Origin of the sequence: Mesorhizobium sp. Ca11 (assembly GCF_020165275.1) — a bacterium.
In the GTDB taxonomy this organism is placed as follows: Bacteria; Pseudomonadota; Alphaproteobacteria; order Rhizobiales; family Rhizobiaceae; genus Mesorhizobium.
Genome location: NZ_JAIUHU010000001.1, coordinates 652,393 through 671,842, shown reverse-complemented (window position 1 = coordinate 671,842; position 19,450 = coordinate 652,393). Strand labels below are relative to the sequence as shown.

Here is a 19,450-nt window from a genome sequence, read left to right as displayed (position 1 = left end):
TGCAACGTTACGAAACCGGCAGATGGCTGATGCATTTCCCCTGCGACCGCTCACCGAAATGTGAGCGTCTGTCGAAGGAGAGATAGCATGAAGAAGCTCATTCTGGCGTCGGTCTCGGCGCTCGCCCTGCTGGGAGTCGCGGCTTGTAGCGACAGTGGCACCGGCACTGACAATACCACCACCCAGAGCACCAATCCGCCGGCCAACGAACAGCCGATGAAACCGGCTTCGCCCGACGCTTCGAAGCCTGCTGAACCGGCTCCGGCAACAAAACCGGCTCCTACCGCGCCTGCGCAGTAAGGGCCGTCCCACAATCGAAGAAGGCCGGCACTGCCGGCCTTCTTTTTGCGCCGTCGATCCCGCGCATCGCCGGTCAACTGCGGCATCGTCCCGGCTTGATAGAACCGCCCGGTTCGCTCTATGAAGCCGACATGTCGATTTGGGACCGCCTTGGCGACTTCATCGCTCGTGTTTCGTCGTCGGCGTCCTCGGGTGTCGCGGACGTCGTTGAAGCTGTGCGCACCGTGTTTTCCGGCGATCCGGACTTGCGCCGGCGCGTAGCCTTTTCGGTGGCGATGATCGCGCTCTCGGCCAAGATGGCCAAGGCCGACGGCATCGTCACGCAGGACGAGGTGCGCGCCTTCCAGGAAATCTTCGAGGTGCCGCCGAGCGAGACGCGCAATGTGGCGCGGCTTTACGACATCGCCAAGCAGGACGTCGCCGGGTTCGAGACCTACGCCCGGCGCATGGCGCAACTCTGCGGTTCCGGCCATGCCAACTGCATGATGCTGGAAGACATACTCGACGGCCTATTCCATATCGCCAAGGCTGACGGCCTGATCCATGAGCGGGAAGGGCAGTTCCTGCATCGGATTGCGGAGATCTTCCGGATCGATGAGGCGCATTACGAGACGATCCTGTCGCGGCACGTCAATCTCGGCGCCGCCGATCCTTACGTCGTGCTGGGCATCGAGCGCGGCAAGCCGTTCGAGGAAATCAGGAAGCGCTACCGCAAGCTGATCTCGGACAATCATCCCGACAGGTTGATCGCACGCGGCTTGCCGCAAGAATTCATCAAGATCGCCACGACCAGGGTCGCGGCGATCAATGCCGCCTATGAAATGATCGAGCGGGGCCTCAGGCACGCATGAGCGGTTTCCTGCCCGACCAGCCAGGTGCCGAGGTCCGGGTGTCGCCGAATTTCGGTCCGCGCCGCGAGACGCTGCGGCCCGACATGATCGTGCTGCACTATACCGGCATGGCAACCGGCGCCGGCGCCGAGGCGTGGCTGTGCGATCCAGCAAGTGAAGTGTCCTCGCATTATCTTGTCCACGAAGATGGCCGCATCATCCAGATGGTGCGCGAGAGCGATCGCGCCTGGCATGCCGGCAAGAGCTCCTGGCTCGGGCGCACCGACATCAATTCCTGCTCGGTCGGCATCGAGATCGTCAATCCCGGGCATTCACTGGGCTACAAGGCCTTCCCGAGGCGGCAGATCGATGCCGTGATCGATTTGTGCGCGGGCATCGTGGGCCGTTATTCCATCCCAGCGACAAGGGTGCTTGCCCATTCCGACGTGGCGCCGGGCCGCAAGGTCGACCCGGGCGAAAAATTTCCGTGGAAGGTTCTGTTCGCGGCCGGTATCGGTCACCTCGTACCGGCGGCGCCGATAAAACCGGGCGCCGCGTTGAAGGCCGGCGACACCGGCTCCGACGTCGAGGCGCTGCAGTCGATGCTGGCGCTCTATGGCTATGGTATTGAGATATCGGGTATTTACGACCGGCAGACGGAAATCGCGGTGGCGGCGTTCCAGCGGCATTTCCGGCGGCGGCTGGTGGATGGCGTGGCCGACAATTCGACGATCCGCACGCTGCAGAGGCTCCTGACTTCCGTCGCGGCAGCCTCTGCCAAATAGTCGCGATAAGGTCATTAAATTACAACCTGTTATTTAAAGTGAATTGCGCCGCCTTCATTGCCGCCAATTCCGCCGCCAAATGCCTCTCCCGCAAGTTGTTGGACGTCTAGCCCCTCTGATGCTCCGATGTTGAATTGACACAACTGCGCGAAGTTCTTCGCGCGGTTCTAACAGAACAGGATTACATGCAGAAATTGACCGTTGTAGCGGCAGCCGTTGCTGCCGGAGTAATAAGCTTTGCCTTCAGTCCGGCAAACAGCGCCCCCTTAAGCCTCAGGGCAGACAATGGCCTTGCCGTCGCCCCTACGACCAAGGCTGCCCCGGCGAACAAAGCGCCAAAGATCAAGAGAGCCCCGGCTAAGGTGCAGAAGGCCGCCGCGACCAGGGCGGCGAAATCGACGGCCAAGCGCGCCAAGCGCGTCAGAAAGACGATCGATCTCACCCCGACAGCCTCGATCCCCACGGGCAAGATCGCTCTGGCGACATCCGCTGCACCCGGCGGCGGCCAGTATTCGTCGATCATTGCCCGCTATGCCGCGAGCTACGGCGTGCCGGTGTCCCTGGCCAGCGCCGTCATCAAGATCGAAAGCAACTACCGGCCGAACCTGGTCGGCAGCGCCGGCGAGATCGGCCTGATGCAGATCAAGCCGGCCACGGCGCGCATGATGGGTTACACTGGTTCGGCCAAGGGACTGTTCGATCCCGACACCAATATCAAATACGGCATGAAGTACCTCGCCATGGCGCAGGGTCTCGGCGGTGGCACCACCTGCGGCACGATCCTGAAATACAATGCCGGCCACGGCGCGACGCGGATGAATCCGATTTCGGCTGCCTATTGCAGCAAGGTGAAGGTGCAGATGGCAGCGCTGGGTTCGCCGGCCTAAGCCTGTCCGGCGAAGCGGATTTGGGCGACGCGTGTCTGTTTCAAGCGCGTCGTTGTCCCAAACCGCTGCGCATTTGGGGGACGGCAACAGCTTTTTCGTTTGCGTTTTCAGGCGGGAATCCCTTTATACGCCCTTGTCAGCTGGCCGGGCGGCCGCGCCCGCGCGTGCCGAAAGGTTGCGGGTGAGGAAAGTCCGGGCTCCATGGAGACACGGTGCCGGCTAACGGCCGGCGGGGGCAACCCCAGGGAAAGTGCCACAGAAAGCAAACCGCCGCGGCTTCGGCCACGGCAAGGGTGAAAGGGTGGGGTAAGAGCCCACCGCGCGACTGGCAACAGAAGCGGCAGGGCAAACCCCACCGGGAGCAAAACCGAATAGGGGCGGTGCGAGGGGAAACCTTCGAGGGCTGTTTCCGGCCCACCGTCCGGGTAGGTTGCGTGAGGCGCGTGGCAACATGCGCCCAAGATGAATGGCCGCCACGTTCTCGCCGCGAGGCGAGGGCCATACAGAACCCGGCTTACAGGCCAGCTGGCATTTTTCTCGTAGCGATAGCTGAACGGGATCGGGAGGTTACGCCGACAGGCGTATCTTCCGATTCAAGCATTCTGCAAGACAGCTTCCGCGGCGTGGTCGAACCTGTCCTTGAGCTGGTGCGATTAAATCGTACCACACGGAAGAGCAGGAGTGCATCATGAGCCAGGTGGGTAAACGCAGTATCACGCTTTCACCGGAACTGGCGGCCGCGGTCGACGATGTCGTCGCGGCGGGCGAATACGCCTCGGCCAGCGAGGTGATCCGCGATGCGCTCAGGCAATGGAAGGAGCGGCGCGACTTGTTCGGCTACAGCGTCGAAGAGCTGCGGAAACTGGTGCAGGAGGGGATCGACAGCGGGCCCGGCCGGTTCGAATCTATGGAAGAGATCAAAGCTGAGGCGCGCAAGCGATTTCGGTCTGGCGGAGCGGTATGACACTTGCTGCGCATCGTTCGAACTTCGTACGCCGAAGAGGATTTGATTGCATCTGGCAATATGTTGCGCGTGATAGCGAAGCCGCAGTGGACCGACTGCTCGATCGCATCGAAAACCGTTGGCAACTCGCCATCTATCCGTCATCTGGTCCCTTACGCGACGATATCACTCCGGGCATTCGCCATCTCATCGTCGGCGAATATCTAACCTTTTACCGCATTGGAGAGGATGCGATCGAAATCCGCGTGCTGCACGGCCGGCGCAAGATCGAGGCTGACGATCTGATTAAGTAGGCGGACTAGGCGCCGATCTTGTCCAGAGATTCCTCGATCGCCTGCCAAAGCTCCTCGACCGGCTCGCAGCCGATGGCCAGGCGAACGAAGCCCGGCGGAACGGCGTCGCCGCGTTTCGAGCGCCGCTCGGCCGATGTGTGCACGCCGCCGAAGGACGTTGCCGATTCGATCAGCGCGCAACCGTCGATGAACGCCTCTGCCTGTTCTTCGGAGGCCAGTTCGAAGGAAATCAGGAAGCCGAAGCGCTCCATCTGAGCGCGCGCCAGATTGTGCGAGGCATCGCCCTCGAGCCCGGGAAAGCGCAGGCCGCTGACGGCGCAATGACCCTTCAGCCGCCGCGCGATGGTTTCAGCCGACGAACACATGCGATCGAAGCGCACTTCCAGCGTTTCGAGGCCGCGATGAACGAGCCATGCTTCGAACGGACCGGGGATGCCGCCGGCCGTCTCGCGCCAATCCTTCACCCTGGCGACAATGTCGGGATCGCGGCTGGCGACATGGCCGAAGAGAACGTCCGAATGGCCATTGATCGCCTTGGTGTCGGCCGAGACCACGATGTCGGCGCCAAGATCGAGCGGGCGCTGGCCGAAGGGCGTCATCGTCGTGTTGTCGACGATCAGGGTTCCGCCCTGCGCATGGACGGCGTTGGCGACGGCGGCGATGTCGCAAATGTCCAGTCGCGGGTTCGACGGACTTTCAACGAAAACCGCCCGGTAGCCGGCGAAGCCGCCATCGAGCATGCTTGCCGTCGGCCTCACGTCATAAGCGACGCCGAGCGGTTTCAGAAAACGTTCGGCCAAGGCCCGCGTCGTGTGATAACCGTCCGACGGCAAGAGGATACGGTCGCCCGATCTGACGAGCGCGAAGAAAGCCGCGGAAATCGCTGCCATTCCCGACGGAAAAATAATGCATTGCGCCCCTTCCAGATGGCCGAGCGCATGCTCGACTGCATGCCAGGTCGGATTACTGAAGCGGCCATATTGATCGAAACCCGTCGCGTCGCCCGGTGCGTGGAAGATCGAGGCCATGGTCAGCGGCAAGGGAATGGGATCACCCTTGGCGAAATCGGCGCTGCGCAAATGGGCAAGTGTCGCGGCGCGTGACTTCGCAGTGTCGGACATCGGCTCGATCCCTTGGGCAGAAAACTTCAACCGACGCTATGCGCGCCGGCTGTGCGCGGCAAGCTGGGTCTTTTTGGGCCAGAGGGTTCTAAACGCTTCGTTAGGCTTAATGGACGATAAAGACGAGACGTGTCTTCAGCCTGCGCTTTCTGGTTGTGGCGCGTTTGTTTGTGATGCCTGTTCCCGTTGACGCCCATAGTGCCCCATGATATCCCATTCAGATCAAGCTTTCGTTCCGCGTCAGGGTGAAGCGTACGCCAATCGGGCAGCCGCGGCGGCTGCGCGTTTGTCGGTTTTCGCCCCGGTGAATGAAGCGATTTGCCGCAAATGCGGCAGGGCGCGGAGAACAACATGAGGGGTGCAGCGGCAACAGCGGCTGTAGCGTTTATTGGACCGGTTTCTGTCAAACACGGTGAGCAAGATCGATGCGAAGGGGCGGGTGTCCGTTCCGGCGCATTTTCGCGCCGTGGTGCAAAAACGCGGCTATTCGGAACTCTACGCGCTACGCTGCCTGGATCTGCCGGCCATGGATGTCGGCGGGCTCGACCTGCTCGACCGCTACGAGCAGCGGATCGCGCTGGAGGATCCCTTTCTGCAGACGGCGGACGACATGTCGTTCTTTTGCCATGGCGACGGGACATTTCTGAAGCTCGACCAGGACGGCCGCATCACCATGACCGATTTCATCCGCGAGCATACGGGCATCTCGAACGAGGTGGCCTTTGTCGGTCGCGGCAATTTCTTTCAAGTCTGGGAGCCCGGACGGCTTGCCGCCTATGGGGCGCAGGCGCGGGCCAGGCTTTTGCAGCTTCGGCAGGGGACGAAGCCCGGAGAGCGATCGGAATGATGGCTGGCCACGGCGATGACCCTCACGCCGTTGGCGGACCGGCCCGTCACATTCCGGTCCTCCTTGCCGAGGTGCTCGACGCGCTTGCGCCGAAGGCCGGCGAGACAGTCGTCGACGGGACATTCGGCGCCGGCGGCTACACCAGCGCCATCCTCGAGCGCGGCGCCTCCGTCGTTGCCATCGACCGCGACCCGGACGCGATCGGGGCGGGCAGGGCGCTCGAACGACAGTCCGGCGGCAGGCTGAGGCTCGTCCAGGCACCGTTCTCAACGCTGGACGAGCATGTCGAGGGCGCCGACGGCGTGGTGCTCGACATCGGCGTTTCCTCGATGCAACTCGACCAGGCGGAGCGGGGCTTTTCCTTTCGCGCCGACGGGCCACTCGACATGCGCATGGCGCAGGCGGGTCTGTCCGCCGCCGACGTCGTCAACACCTTCAAGGGGGGCGACCTTGCCCGCATCTTCGGCTTTCTCGGCGAGGAGCGCCATGCCGGCCGCATCGCGCGCATGATCGAGAGCCGTCGCGAGAAGAAGCCCTTCGAACGCACGCTCGATCTCGCCGACGCCATCGAAACCCATATCGGACGCGGGCCGAAGGACAAGATCCATCCGGCCACGCGTGTCTTCCAGGCGCTGCGCATATTCGTCAATGACGAGCTTGGCGAGCTCGCAAGGGCGCTGCTGGCTGCCGAGCGGGCGCTGAAGCCCGGCGGACGGCTAGCCGTGGTGACGTTCCATTCGCTGGAAGACCGCATCGTCAAGCGCTTCATCGCCGACCGCTCCGAGGCGGCCAGCGGCTCGCGGCACATGCCTGACGCGCCCGTGCGCATTGCGACCTTCCGCAAGGCCGGCGGCGGCGTGACGGCGGGAGAGGCCGAGCTGGACGCCAACCCGCGGGCGCGCTCGGCCAGGCTGCGCGCCGCGATCCGCACCGAGGCGCCGGCGCGCGCCGGCGATTTTTCGATTTTCGGCCTTCCAAAGCTTCCCGCCGTCGAGCGGCCGGGGGAGAGGTGAGCACGTGTTTCGTACCAGCGACATAGTCCTGATCGCCGTCATGGTCTCGGCCGCGGCGCTGACCTACAAAACGAAGCGCGAAGCCGAAGAGCAACAGGCGGCCGTGCAGAAGATCCAGGCGCAGATCCACTACGAGGAAGAGACCATCGATCTCCTCAAGGCGGACTGGAGCCTGCTCACTCAGCCGTCGCGACTGCAGAAGCTTGCCGACGTCTATAAGAGCCAGCTCGGGCTCGAACCGGTCAACGCGCACCAGATCGGCGGGCTCGACGACATTCCGGTGAAACCCGTGACCATCGAAGACCTCTCCTCGCAGCAGCTTGGCGGCATGGCCGACAATTCGGGCAAGGAGCCCTCGGACGGCAAGGATCCGGTGGTCACCGGGAGCACCGTTCAATGATCGGCCTTCCAAGGATCGGCGGCCTGCTGACGCGCCGGAAGAAGCAGGTTGAGGACGGCTCGATCGTCGTCGACGCCGCCCGCAAGGCGACTGGCGGCAAGGCCAAGACGCGCATCGTCATGACCATGGCGGTGTTCTTCACCATCTATTCGACAATCGCCGGCAGGCTCGTCTACCTCGGGCTGCAGAACCCCGATCTTTCGGGCGGCCCGGAGAACCGCGTCACTGCATCACGTCCGGATATCGTCGACCGCAATGGCGAGGTGCTGGCGACCGACATCAAGACCGCGTCGCTGTTTGCCGAGCCGCGCCGCATCGTCGACGCCGACGAAGCGATCGAGAGATTGTCGACCGTGCTGCCGGAGATCGACTACGAGCAGACCTATCGCAAGCTCAAGAGCGGCGCCGGCTTCGTCTGGTTGCAGCGCCAGCTGACGCCGAAGCAGCAGGCCGACATCCTGGCGCTGGGCGTTCCCGGCCTCGGCTTCCGCACCGAAAAGCGCCGCTTCTATCCGAGCGGCGAGACCTCGTCCTATATCGTCGGCCTCACCAACATCGACAACCAGGGCATCTCCGGCATGGAGAAGTATATCGACGAGCAGGGGCTGAGCGACCTGCAGGCGTCGGGGCTCGCCGTGGCCAAGGATCTCAAGCCGGTCAAGCTTTCGATCGATCTGCGCGTCCAGCATGTGGTGCGCGACGAGATCGCCGCCGGCCTGGAGCGCTATCGCGCCATCGGCGCCGGCGCCGTCGTGCTGAACATCAAGACCGGCGAAGTGATGGCCATGGCCTCGGTGCCGGATTTCGATCCGAACAATCCTTACAACGCCCAGGAAAAAGACCGGCTGAACCGCATGTCGGCCGGTCTTTACGAGATGGGCTCAACCTTCAAGAGCTTCACCTCGGCCATGGCGCTCGATTCCGGCAAAGCGACGATGGCGAGCCGCTTCGACGCGTCGCATCCGATCCGGGTCGGCCATCAGGCCATTCACGATTTCCACGGCAAGAACCGCGTGCTGTCGCTGCCGGAGGTGTTCCTCTTTTCGTCCAACATCGGGTCAGCCAGAGAAGCCGAGCTGGTCGGCATCGAGGGGCATCGCGAATTCCTGCACCGCCTCGGGATTCTGGACCGGATGCAGACCGAACTGCCGGAAGTCGCCCGCCCGACCGAACCCAAGGTCTGGAAACAGGTCAACTCGTTCACCATCGCCTTCGGTCATGGCGTGTCGACGACGCCCCTGCAGGCCGCCGTCGGCTGCGCGGCGCTGATGCAGGGCTATCTGATCGAGCCGACATTCCTGGTCCGTAGCGAGGAGGAGGCCATGGCGGTGGCCAAGAGAGTGGTCAGCGACAAGACGGTCGAAGGCATGCGCTACCTCTATACGCTCAACGCCGAGAAGGGCTCGGCCAGAAACGCCAGGGCCCCCGGCTACCGGGTCGGTGGAAAGACAGGAACGGCCGAGAAGGTCATCAATGGCCGCTACTCCAAGGAGTTGAACTTCAACACCTTCGTCGCCGCCTTCCCGATGGACGATCCGCAATTTCTGGTGTTCACGATCGCCGACGCTCCTCATCCGGAAAAGCCCGGGATGACCGACGTCGCCGCCAACAATGCGGGAGTTATGGCTGGCAATATCATCAGGCGTTCTGCGGCCATGCTTGGCGTGAAGCCAGATTTCAGCCATGAAAATGGTGCAACGCTGGTTTCCTATCAGTGATTCTTGGGGCGCGCCGGCAACTGCGCGCTATTTTGTTGCGGTGAACGGGACTCAATGCATCTAAAAGATCTAGCCGGCATCCTACCTGTTGAGGGAACAGCTTCCCCCGACCTGGAGGTGACCGGACTTTCCTCCGATTCCCGCGCGGTCAAGACCGGCGTCGTCTTCTTCGCGCTTGCCGGCAGCAAGGCGGACGGCTCGACCTATGCCGCCGATGCCGCGGCCCGCGGCGCGGCTGCGATCGTCACCGGCAAGGGCGTGAGCGTCTCCAGCCTGTCGATCCCGGTCCTTCCCGTCGATGATCCGCGCCTGGCGCTGGCGCTCAGCGCCGCGCGCTTCTTCGGACGCCAGCCGCAGACCATGGTCGCCGTTACCGGCACCGCCGGCAAGACATCCGTCGCCGCCTTCACCCGCCAGATCTGGGAGCAGGCGGGTTTTGCCGCCGCCTCGATCGGCACGACCGGCGTGGTGGCGCCCGGCCGCAACGAATATGGCTCGCTGACAACGCCCGATCCGGTGGCGCTGCACCGATTGCTCAAGGAACTGGCGGATGCGGGCGTCACCCACGCCTCGATGGAAGCCTCAAGCCACGGTCTCGACCAGCGCCGCCTCGACGGGGTGAAGCTCGCGGCCGGCGCTTTTACCAATCTCGGCCGCGACCATATGGATTACCATCCCACGGTCGAGGATTATCACCGCGCCAAGCTGCGCCTGTTCGACACGCTGCTGCCGAAGGGCGCGCCCGCTATCGTCTTTGCCGACGATCCGTGGTCGGAGCCGACCATCGAAGCCGCGAAAGCGGCGGGGCTGGAAGTGCTGACCGTGGGCCGTCATGGCGATTTCCTGACGCTGAAGCGGGTCGAGCATGAGCGGCATCGCCAGCGCGCCGAAATCGTGGCCGACGGCGTGCTGCACGAGGTCGAGCTGCCTTTGGCCGGTGATTTCCAGATCGCCAACGCGCTGGTCTCGGCCGGGCTTGCTATCGCGACTGGAACACCCGCGGGCAAAGCCTTGGCGGCATTGGAGAAATTGAAGGGCGCGCCGGGCCGACTCGACCTCGTCGGCGCCACCGCGGCCGGCGCTCCCGTTTATGTCGACTACGCCCACAAGCCCGATGCGCTAGAGAATGTCCTGAACTCGGTCCGGCCTTTCACCACGGGGCGCGTCGTCGTGGTGTTCGGCTGCGGCGGCGACCGCGACCGGGGAAAAAGGCCGATCATGGGCGAGATCGCGACCCGGCTCGCCGATGTCGTCATCGTCACCGACGACAACCCGCGCACGGAAGTGCCGGAAACCATCCGCGCGGCGATCCTCGCCGCGGCACCCGGCGCCATCGAGATCGGCGATCGCCGCAAGGCAATCCACGAGGCAGTGGCGATGCTTCGCGCCGGCGACACGCTCATCGTCGCCGGCAAGGGACATGAGGAAGGCCAGACCGTCGGCACCGAAACCTTCCACTTCTCCGACCATGAGGAAGTGCGCGAGGCGCTCAAGGAGCTCGCCGCATGAACCTGCTGTGGACGTCGGAAGCGCTCGTCGAAGCCATGGGCGGCAGGCCGATCGGCTTGCTGCCGGAAGGCATCACCGGCATTTCGATCGACAGCCGCAGTCTGGAACCGGGAAACGCCTTCTTCGCCATCAAGGGCGAAGCGATGGACGGCCATGATTTCGCGACCGCGGCGGTCAAGGCCGGAGCGGCGGTGCTGGTCATCGCCGAGGGCAAGCTGCCTTCGCTTGGCCGGCTGACGGCGCCGATGATCGTCGTGCAGGACGTGCTCGCGGCCCTCGAGAAGCTCGGCGTGGCGGCGCGGGCTCGCTCGAAGGCCAGGATCATCGCGGTCACCGGCTCGGCCGGCAAGACGACCACCAAGGAAGCGCTGCGCCATGTGCTGTCGGCGGTCGGCAAGGTGCATGCTTCGGCGCAGTCGTTCAACAACCATTGGGGCGTGCCGCTGACGCTGGCGCGCATGCCGCAGGACTGCGACTATGCCGTCTTCGAGATCGGCATGAACCATCCGGGCGAGATCCGGCCGCTGGTCAAGATGGTCAGGCCGCATGTCGCCATCGTGACCATAATCGCCGCCGCTCATCTCGGCTTCTTCAAGAATCTCGACGAGATCGCCATGGCCAAGGCCGAGATTTTCGAGGGAATCGAGCCGGGTGGCGCCGCGCTGCTCAACCGCGACGATCCACGCTGGAAGCTGCTCGGCAAAATGGCGAAAGAGGCGGGCGTCGAGCATGTCTTCGGCTTCGGCGAAAATGTCCGCTCGGCGTTCCGCCTTGTCGGCTGCGAGCTTCATGCCGACCATTCCGACATCGCGGTCAAGATCGGCAAGAAAGACCTGACGGCTCGTGTCGGGGCGCCCGGCCGCCATATCGTGCAGAACGTGCTGGCGGTGCTGGGCGCCGCGCAGCTGGTCGGCGCCGACCTCGACAAGGTCGCGGCGGCACTGGCAGATCTTTCGGCCGAGCGCGGGCGGGGCCGGCGCCATATCCTGCATCATCCCAACGGGCCGATCACGCTGATCGACGAGAGCTACAACGCCAATCCGGCGTCGATGGCGGCGGCAATGGCGCTGCTCAACGCCACGCCGGTCGCGGGCGAGGGCCGGCGCATCGCCGTGCTCGGCGACATGCTGGAGCTCGGCAGCCATTCGGCAGATCTCCACGCAGCGCTTGCCAAGCTGATCGTCGGCACGGGCACGCGCAACGTCTTTCTCGGCGGCCCGGAAATGCAGGCGCTGGCCGAGGCCCTGCCGTCAGACATTGCAACCGAGTATCGATCGGGAGCGGAAGAACTGAAGCCGATCGTGATCGCCGCGCTCAGGCCCGGCGACGTGGTGATGGTCAAGTCGTCGAAGGGCATCGGGTTTTCAAAGCTGGTCGAGGCATTGCTCGGCAAATTTCCGGCGGAAGCCACAAACATTAAGCCGGCCTAGGTCGGGCTCCGGGGGACGGAAGGACCATGTTCACACTGCTCGTCGATTTCGCGGACAAGATCTCGTTCTTCAACGTCTTCCGCTACATCACTTTTCGTACAGGCGGCGCGCTGATCACGTCGGCGCTTATCGTCTTCATCTTTGGGCCGACGATCATCAATTCGCTGCGCCTGCGGCAGGGCAAGGGCCAGCCGATCCGCGCCGACGGCCCGCAGACGCATTTCAAGAAGGCCGGAACGCCGACCATGGGCGGGCTGATGATCCTGTCCGGCATCATCGGTTCGTCGCTCTTATGGGCAAACCTGTCCAGCATCTATGTCTGGGTCGTGTTGCTGGTCACCGTCGGCTTCGGCTCGATCGGCTTCTACGACGACTATCTCAAGGTCACCAAGCAGTCGCATCTGGGCTTCTCCGGCAAGGCTCGCCTGGCGATCGAGTTCGTCATCGCCGCCATCGCGGCCTGGGTGATCATGCATAACGGCCAGGCGCCGTTCTCGTCGTCGCTGACCTTTCCCTTCGCCAAGGAATTCCTGATCAACCTCGGCTGGTTCTTCGTGCCGTTCTCCTGCTTCGTCATCGTTGGCGCCGGCAATGCGGTGAACCTGACCGACGGCCTCGACGGCCTGGCGATCGTGCCGATCATGATCGCGGCGGCGTCCTTCGGCGTCATCGCCTATCTTTCGGGCAACGCGGTGTTCGCCGAATATCTGCAGATCCATTTCGTTCCCGGCACCGGTGAGCTCGCCGTCGTGCTCGGCGCGGTGATTGGCGCGGGCCTCGGCTTCCTTTGGTTCAACGCGCCGCCGGCCGCGATCTTCATGGGCGACACCGGGTCGCTGGCGATGGGCGGGCTGATCGGCACCATCGCGGTCGCTACCAAGCACGAGATCGTGCTGGTGATCGTCGGCGGCCTGTTCGTGGTCGAGATCCTGTCGGTCATCATCCAGGTCGGCTATTTCAAGATGACCGGCAAGCGCGTCTTCCTGATGGCGCCGATCCATCACCATTTCGAAAAGCTCGGCTGGACCGAAAGCCAGGTGGTGATACGCTTCTGGATCATTGCCGTCATCCTGGCGCTGGTCGGCCTGTCCACCCTCAAGCTCAGATAGGACTCGCTGCTTGATCCCCGCTGCTTCCTTTTCAGGCAAACGCATTTCGCTCTTCGGGCTTGGCGGCTCGGGGATCGCCACCGCGCATGCGCTGATCGCAGGCGGCGCCGAGGTGCTGGCCTGGGACGACAATCCAGACAGCGTCGCCAAGGCAGCGGCCGCGGGGATTACGACCGGAGATCTGAGCGCGGCCGACTGGCCGCATTTCGCCGCCTTCGTGCTGTCGCCGGGGGTGCCGCTGACGCATCCGAAGCCGCATTGGACGGTGGAGCTGGCGCGCGGCGCCGGCGTCGAGGTGATCGGCGATATCGAGCTGTTCTGCCGCGAACGCAACAGCCACGCGCCGGCAGCACCCTTCATCGCGATTACCGGAACCAACGGCAAGTCGACGACGACGGCGCTGACGGCGCATATCCTGAAGTCGGCGGGCCGCGACACGCAGATGGGCGGCAATATCGGTCGTGCCGTCATGACGCTCGATCCGCCCGAGCCGACGCGGCACTATGTGGTCGAGTGCTCGTCCTACCAGATCGATCTCGCGCCCTCCATCAATCCGACCGCCGGCATCCTGCTCAACCTTACGCCAGACCATCTCGACCGGCACGGCACGATGGCGCATTACGCCTCGATCAAGGAGAGGCTGGTCGCCGGCAGCGACACCGGGATCGTCGGCGTCGACGATTCCTGGTGCGCCCAGATCGCCGACCGACTGGAGCGCGCCGGCCGGCAGGTCATCCGCATTTCCAAGCGCCTGCCTTTGACGGACGGCTATTTCGCCGACGGCACCAATCTGATGGAAGCCGTGCACGGCCGCTACAGCCGCGTCGCCTTCCTCGAAGGCATCGGGTCGCTGCGCGGCCAGCACAACGCGCAGAACGCGCTGGCCGCCGTCGCCGCGTGCCTGAGGATCGGCCTCGATCTCGGCGAGATCCAGGCCGGCCTCGAGAGCTTCCCGGGGCTGGCGCATCGCATGGAGCAGGTCGGCCGCAAGGACCATGTGCTGTTCGTCAACGATTCCAAGGCGACCAATGCCGATGCGGCCGCACCCGCGCTGTCGAGTTTCAACCGCGTCTATTGGATCGCCGGCGGCCTGCCCAAGGAAGGCGGCATCGAGCCGCTGCGCGGCTTCTTCCCGCGCATCGCCAAGGCCTATCTGATCGGCGAGGCGGCGCCAGCCTTCTCGGCGACGCTCGGCGAGGCAGTACCCTACGAAATATCCGGAACGCTGGCGGCGGCGGTCGAGCATGCCGCCAACGACGCGGCAAAGGACACCGGCGGCGAGGCCGTGGTGCTGCTTTCGCCGGCTTGTGCCAGTTTCGACCAGTTCAAGAATTTCGAAGTTCGCGGCGAAGCCTTCAGGCAAGCTGCGACTGCTATTGATGGGGTGAAATCCATCGGAGGGCCACGTTGATGCAAAGCCGTCTCGACAAAAGTCCTGTCGCCACCTGGTGGTGGACGATCGATCGCTGGTTCCTGGCGGCATTCCTGTCGCTGATGGGACTGGGCATCGTGCTGTCTTTCGCCGCAAGTCCGGCTGTGGCCGAGCGCATCGGCCTCGACAGCTTCCACTTCGCCACACGCCAGATCATCTTCACCATCCCGGCGCTTATCGTGATGCTGGCAGTCTCTTTCCTGGAGGCGCGGCAGATAAGGCGCATGTCGCTGGTGATGATCTGCATTATGCTGGTGCTGATGGTGGCGGTGCTCTACATCGGCGTCGAGGTGAAGGGGGCGCGGCGCTGGGTATCGCTCGCCGGTCTTTCCATCCAGCCGTCCGAGTTCCTGAAACCGGCGTTCGTCATCATCTGCGCCTGGCTGTTTGCGGAGCACAGGCGCCAGCCAGACATTCCCGGCAATCTGTTCGCCATGCTTTTGCTGGCGCTGGTCATCTCGCTTCTGGTGGCTCAGCCCGATCTCGGCCAGACCATGCTGGTGCTGGGCACCTGGGGCGTGATGTTCTTCATGGCCGGCCTGCCCTGGTTCTGGATCGTCGCGCTGGGGGCTGCCGGCGTCGGCGGCGTGTTCGCGGCCTATACGGTGTTTCCGCACGTCGCCGCGCGCATCGACAAGTTCATGACCGGCGAAGGCGACACCTTCCAGGTCGATATGGGCCGCGAGGCGCTGATCAATGGCGGCTGGTTCGGCGTCGGCCCGGGCGAGGGCACGGTGAAGCGGGTCATCCCCGACAGCCACGCCGACTTCGTCTTCTCGGTCGCCGGCGAGGAGTTCGGCCTCATAATGTGCTTCTTCATCATGTCGATCTTCGCCTTCATCGTGCTGCGCGGCCTGAGCATCGCGCTCAAGGAGCAGGACGATTTCACCCGCTATGCGGTGGGCGGCCTCGTCACCGTCTTCGGCCTGCAATCGGCCATCAACATGTGCGTGAACCTGCAGCTGATGCCGGCCAAGGGCATGACGCTGCCCTTCATCTCCTATGGCGGCTCCTCGCAGATCGCCATCGCCGTCTCGATGGGCATGGTGCTCGCCTTGACGCGCAAGCGTCCGGAAAAGCGCAAGCAGATGGGCTTCGTCCTTTCGCAGCGCGCAATGCCGGCGGAATGAGGCAGGATGGCGAAGGGTGTCATCCTGCTTGCGGCCGGCGGAACGGGCGGACATCTGTTTCCGGCCGAGGCGCTGGCGCATGAGCTGATCGAGCGCGGCTGGAAGGTGCATCTTGCCACCGACAATCGCGCCGAGCGCTATTCCCGCCATTTCCCGGCAGCCGACATTCACACCATCCCCTCGGCAACGCTGGGTTCGAAGAACCCGGTCGCCATGCTCTCGGCCTTCTGGAAGATCTGGCAGGGCGTGCGGGAGGCCGGCCGTGTAATCGCCAGGATCAAGCCGGAGGCTGTCGTCGGCTTCGGCGGCTATCCGACGCTGCCGCCGCTCTATGCCGCGACAAGGCGAAAAGTGCCGACGCTGATCCATGAGCAGAACGCCGTCATGGGCCGCGCCAACAAGGCGCTTGCCGGCCGCGTGGATGCGATTGCCGGCGGTTTCCTGCCGGAAGGCGCAAGCGCTGACGGCGCAAAGACGGTGACCACCGGCAATCCGGTCAGGCCGCAGGTCCTCGATGCGGCGAAAACGCCTTACGTGATTTCGAACGAGGGCGAGCCGTTCCGCTTCCTGGTGTTTGGCGGCAGCCAGGGCGCGCAATTCTTTTCCGACGCGGTGCCCGCGGCGATCGCGCTGCTGCCGCAAGACCTGCGCAAGCGGCTGGTGATCACCCAGCAGGCGCGCGCCGAGGATGTGGCGCGGGTGAAGGCGGCCTATGCCGATCTCGGCGTCGACGCCCAGGTTTCGCCCTTCTTTACTGACATGGCGGCGCGCATCGGGGCGGCGCATCTGGTGATGTCGCGTTCCGGCGCCTCGACGGTTTCGGAAATCGCCGTCATCGGCCGGCCGGCACTGCTGGTGCCTTATCCGCACGCGCTCGACCACGATCAGGCGGCGAATGCGGCAGCCCTTGCCGCCGCCGGGGGAGCCGAGCTCCATCCGCAGTCGACGCTGTCGGCGGCGCGCATCGCCGAGCTGGTCGGCGGGCTGGTCAAGGACCCGAACCGGCTGGCGACCATGGCCGCCGCCGCCCGCTCGGCCGGGAAACCGAACGCGGCGCGGTTGCTCGCCGATCTGACAGAGGCTATTGCGTCCGGCAAAACGGTTTCGGACTACAGGAGGACGCGCCCATGAAGATGCCGCAGACGATCGGTCTTGTGCATTTCATCGGCATCGGCGGCATCGGCATGAGCGGCATCGCCGAGGTGCTGCACAATCTCGGCTACAAGGTGCAGGGGTCCGACCAAGCCGACGGCGCCAATGTGCAGCGGCTGCGCGACAAGGGTATCGAATGCTTCGTCGGCCACAAGGCCGAGAATGTCGGCGACGCCGAAGTGGTGGTCGTCTCGACCGCGATCAAGAAGTCCAACCCGGAGCTCAAGGCCGCGCGCGAGAAGCTTTTGCCGATCGTGCGCCGGGCCGAGATGCTGGCCGAACTGATGCGTTTCCGCCAGGCGGTCGCCATCGGCGGCACGCATGGCAAGACGACGACCACCTCGATGGTGGCGACGCTGCTCGAGGCCGGCGGGCTCGACCCGACCGTCATCAATGGCGGCATCATCAACGCCTACGGCACCAATGCCCGCATGGGCGACGGCGAGTGGATGGTGGTCGAAGCCGACGAGAGCGACGGCACCTTCCTGAAACTGCCGGCCGACATCGCCGTCGTCACCAACATCGATCCCGAGCATCTCGACCACTATGGCAGCTTCGACAAGGTGCGCGAGGCGTTCCGCCAGTTCGTCGAGAACGTGCCGTTCTACGGTTTCGGCGTGATGTGCACCGACCATCCGGAAGTGCAGGCGCTGGTCGGCCGCATCGAGGATCGGCGCGTCATCACCTATGGCGAGAACGCGCAGGCCGACGTGCGCTTCACCAATCATCGCATGCAAGGCGCGATTTCCGAATTCGATATCGTCATCCGCGATCGCAAGGGGCGGGGCACGACGTCGATAAATGACCTGCGCCTGCCGATGCCCGGCCGGCACAACGTCTCCAACGCGACGGCGGCGATCGCGGTGGCGCATGAGCTTGGCCTCTCGGCCGAGGCGATCAAGAAGGGCCTTTCGTCCTTCGCGGGCGTCAAGCGGCGCTTCACCCGTACCGGCTCGTGGAACGGTGTCGAGGTGTTCGACGATTACGGCCACCACCCGGTCGAGATCGCGGCGGTGCTGAAGGCCGCGCGCAGCGCGACCAAGGGGCGTGTCATCGCCATCGCGCAGCCGCATCGCTTCACCCGGCTGCACGATCTCTTCGAGGAATTCTCGGTCTGCTTCAACGACGCCGACACGGTCATGGTGGCGCCGGTCTACGCGGCCGGCGAGGAACCCATCGAAGGCGTGACTTCCGACGCGTTGGTGTCGCGCATCCGCTCCGGCGGCCACCGCGACGCACGCTATATCGATGGTCAGGCAGCAATCGCGCCCGCCATTCGCGAGCTTGCCAAGCCCGGCGATTTCGTCGTCTTCCTCGGCGCCGGCAACATCACGCAATGGGCTTACGCGCTGCCCAAGGAACTTGGTGGGACGCCCTCATGATGCGCGGCCAGGACCTGATCGATAAACTCGGCGACAAGCTTGCCGGCCTGCGTGGCCGTATCACGCCGAACGCCGAGATGGACAAGATCACCTGGTTCCGGGCCGGTGGCCTCGCCGAGGCGTTGTTCCAGCCGGCCGACGAGGAGGACCTCGCGGCCTTTCTGCGCGCGGTGCCGGAAGAGATACCGGTCGTGGTGGTCGGCGTCGGCTCGAACCTTCTGGTGCGCGACGGCGGCATTCCGGGTTTTGTCGTCAGGCTCTCGGCCAAGGGTTTCGGCGAGGCCGAGACCACCGGGCCGACCACGATCAAAGCCGGCGCGGCGACGCCGGACAAGCGCCTCGCGGCGGTGGCGTATGAAGCCGGCATTGGCGGCTTCCATTTCTATCACGGCATTCCTGGCGCTGTCGGCGGCGCGCTCAGGATGAATGCCGGCGCCAACGGCGTCGAGACGCGTGAGCGGGTCGTCGAGGTGAGGGCTCTGGATCGCAGGGGCAATCTCCATACGCTGAGCAATGCCGATATGGGCTATGCCTATCGCCATTCGTCCGCGCCTGCAGGACTGATCTTCACCTCGGCCATTTTCGAAGGGTTTGCGGAAGACAAGGCGGCGATCAAGGCGGCAATGGATGCCGTGCAGAACCATCGCGAGACGGTGCAGCCGATCAGGGAGAAGACCGGCGGCTCGACCTTCCAGAATCCGGAAGGCACCTCGGCGTGGAAGGAGATCGACAAGGCCGGCTGCCGCGGGCTGATGATCGGCGGCGCGCAGATGTCGCCGATGCATTGCAACTTCATGATCAACACCGGTACGGCCACCGGCTACGACCTCGAATATCTGGGCGAGACGGTGCGGGCGCGGGTGCTCGAGAATTCGGGCATCCGGCTGCACTGGGAGATCAAGCGCCTCGGCAATTTCAGGCCCGGCCATGCGGTGCAGGAGTTTCTCGGGCAGCTTCTTTAGCTTAGGCTTAAGTTCATGTGATGCTTGAACTTCCAGTGATCTGAAACAGCCGTAGAACCGTTGCCTCAAAGACTCACAATTCACTTTTTGCGGCTGTTTTCGCGGAAAGTGAATCTCTCGGAATCATAGGTACTTGCCAGCGAATCAACTCTCTGATTCTCTGCCCTAAAGCGTTTCCTGATTTGA

At 64.2% G+C, this 19,450-nt stretch carries 19 protein-coding genes and 1 other RNA gene; 19 read left to right on the top strand and 1 reads right to left on the bottom strand.

The window, feature by feature from the left end; genetic code table 11:
* The first annotated feature begins 87 nt into the window (after window positions 1–87).
* The 7 genes from LB538_RS03250 to LB538_RS03220 all read left to right on the top strand — a co-directional run bounded on the left by LB538_RS03250 (window position 88) and on the right by LB538_RS03220 (window position 4,059).
* Entirely contained in the window at window positions 88–300 is a 213-nt protein-coding gene (locus LB538_RS03250) for a hypothetical protein (protein WP_095768981.1), read from the top strand.
* A gap of 131 nt (window positions 301–431) precedes the next feature.
* Entirely contained in the window at window positions 432–1,151 is a 720-nt protein-coding gene (locus LB538_RS03245; RefSeq protein WP_224522878.1) for a J domain-containing protein, read from the top strand.
* Complete coding sequence (locus tag LB538_RS03240) at window positions 1,148–1,915, top strand: N-acetylmuramoyl-L-alanine amidase (protein ID WP_224522877.1); 768 nt, start codon at window positions 1,148–1,150, stop codon at window positions 1,913–1,915. Before LB538_RS03245 ends, LB538_RS03240 begins: the two co-directional genes overlap by 4 nt.
* A gap of 185 nt (window positions 1,916–2,100) precedes the next feature.
* Entirely contained in the window at window positions 2,101–2,802 is a 702-nt protein-coding gene (locus LB538_RS03235) for a lytic transglycosylase domain-containing protein (RefSeq protein ID WP_224522876.1), read from the top strand.
* Between the two features lie 136 nt (window positions 2,803–2,938).
* Window positions 2,939–3,335: RNase P RNA component class A (rnpB, locus tag LB538_RS03230), an RNA gene on the top strand.
* A gap of 155 nt (window positions 3,336–3,490) precedes the next feature.
* A complete protein-coding gene (locus tag LB538_RS03225; protein WP_224522875.1) occupies window positions 3,491–3,766 on the top strand; it encodes a type II toxin-antitoxin system ParD family antitoxin in 276 nt (91 codons plus the stop codon).
* Window positions 3,763–4,059 (top strand): type II toxin-antitoxin system RelE/ParE family toxin, encoded by a 297-nt coding sequence (locus tag LB538_RS03220; protein WP_224522874.1) that lies wholly within the window; start codon window positions 3,763–3,765, stop codon window positions 4,057–4,059. Before LB538_RS03225 ends, LB538_RS03220 begins: the two co-directional genes overlap by 4 nt.
* Window positions 4,060–4,064: 5 nt before the next feature.
* On the opposite strand, the gene LB538_RS03215 is transcribed toward LB538_RS03220, so the two are convergent.
* Window positions 4,065–5,180, bottom strand: coding sequence for a cystathionine gamma-lyase (locus LB538_RS03215; RefSeq protein WP_224522873.1), 1,116 nt, complete (start codon window positions 5,178–5,180; stop codon window positions 4,065–4,067).
* Between the two features lie 388 nt (window positions 5,181–5,568).
* Here LB538_RS03215 and mraZ point away from each other — a divergent pair, with 388 nt between their 5' ends.
* The 12 genes from mraZ to murB are packed head-to-tail and all read left to right on the top strand — an operon-like array spanning window position 5,569 to window position 19,264.
* The gene (mraZ, locus tag LB538_RS03210) at window positions 5,569–6,027 is read left to right on the top strand and encodes a division/cell wall cluster transcriptional repressor MraZ (RefSeq protein ID WP_140839693.1); all 459 of its coding nucleotides are present in this window, start codon (window positions 5,569–5,571) and stop codon (window positions 6,025–6,027) included.
* Window positions 6,024–7,040: a 16S rRNA (cytosine(1402)-N(4))-methyltransferase RsmH gene (rsmH, locus tag LB538_RS03205; protein WP_224522872.1), complete on the top strand. Its 1,017-nt coding sequence runs from the start codon at window positions 6,024–6,026 to the stop codon at window positions 7,038–7,040. The genes mraZ and rsmH overlap by 4 nt, the downstream gene beginning before the upstream one ends.
* A gap of 4 nt (window positions 7,041–7,044) precedes the next feature.
* Window positions 7,045–7,440 (top strand): hypothetical protein, encoded by a 396-nt coding sequence (locus tag LB538_RS03200; protein WP_095768987.1) that lies wholly within the window; start codon window positions 7,045–7,047, stop codon window positions 7,438–7,440.
* Window positions 7,437–9,158, top strand: coding sequence for a peptidoglycan D,D-transpeptidase FtsI family protein (locus tag LB538_RS03195; RefSeq protein WP_224522871.1), 1,722 nt, complete (start codon window positions 7,437–7,439; stop codon window positions 9,156–9,158). The genes LB538_RS03200 and LB538_RS03195 overlap by 4 nt, the downstream gene beginning before the upstream one ends.
* A gap of 54 nt (window positions 9,159–9,212) precedes the next feature.
* Window positions 9,213–10,667 (top strand): UDP-N-acetylmuramoyl-L-alanyl-D-glutamate--2,6-diaminopimelate ligase, encoded by a 1,455-nt coding sequence (locus LB538_RS03190; protein WP_224522870.1) that lies wholly within the window; start codon window positions 9,213–9,215, stop codon window positions 10,665–10,667.
* Window positions 10,664–12,097, top strand: coding sequence for a UDP-N-acetylmuramoylalanyl-D-glutamyl-2,6-diaminopimelate--D-alanyl-D-alanine ligase (locus LB538_RS03185; protein ID WP_224522869.1), 1,434 nt, complete (start codon window positions 10,664–10,666; stop codon window positions 12,095–12,097). Before LB538_RS03190 ends, LB538_RS03185 begins: the two co-directional genes overlap by 4 nt.
* A 26-nt stretch (window positions 12,098–12,123) precedes the next feature.
* On the top strand, window positions 12,124–13,206 hold the full coding sequence (gene mraY, locus LB538_RS03180; RefSeq protein ID WP_095768991.1) for a phospho-N-acetylmuramoyl-pentapeptide-transferase: 1,083 nt from the start codon (window positions 12,124–12,126) through the stop codon (window positions 13,204–13,206).
* 10 nt (window positions 13,207–13,216) lie between these two features.
* Window positions 13,217–14,617: a UDP-N-acetylmuramoyl-L-alanine--D-glutamate ligase gene (murD, locus tag LB538_RS03175; RefSeq protein WP_224522868.1), complete on the top strand. Its 1,401-nt coding sequence runs from the start codon at window positions 13,217–13,219 to the stop codon at window positions 14,615–14,617.
* Window positions 14,617–15,768 carry a putative lipid II flippase FtsW gene (gene ftsW, locus LB538_RS03170; protein WP_140674748.1) on the top strand — a complete coding sequence of 384 codons (1,152 nt, stop codon included), beginning with the start codon at window positions 14,617–14,619 and terminating at the stop codon, window positions 15,766–15,768. The genes murD and ftsW overlap by 1 nt, the downstream gene beginning before the upstream one ends.
* Before the next feature lie 6 nt (window positions 15,769–15,774).
* The gene (gene murG / locus LB538_RS03165; protein WP_224522867.1) at window positions 15,775–16,899 is read left to right on the top strand and encodes an undecaprenyldiphospho-muramoylpentapeptide beta-N-acetylglucosaminyltransferase; all 1,125 of its coding nucleotides are present in this window, start codon (window positions 15,775–15,777) and stop codon (window positions 16,897–16,899) included.
* The gene (gene murC, locus LB538_RS03160) at window positions 16,896–18,302 is read left to right on the top strand and encodes a UDP-N-acetylmuramate--L-alanine ligase (RefSeq protein ID WP_140839709.1); all 1,407 of its coding nucleotides are present in this window, start codon (window positions 16,896–16,898) and stop codon (window positions 18,300–18,302) included. Before murG ends, murC begins: the two co-directional genes overlap by 4 nt.
* A complete protein-coding gene (gene murB / locus LB538_RS03155; RefSeq protein WP_095768996.1) occupies window positions 18,299–19,264 on the top strand; it encodes a UDP-N-acetylmuramate dehydrogenase in 966 nt (321 codons plus the stop codon). Before murC ends, murB begins: the two co-directional genes overlap by 4 nt.
* Window positions 19,265–19,450: the final 186 nt, after the last annotated feature.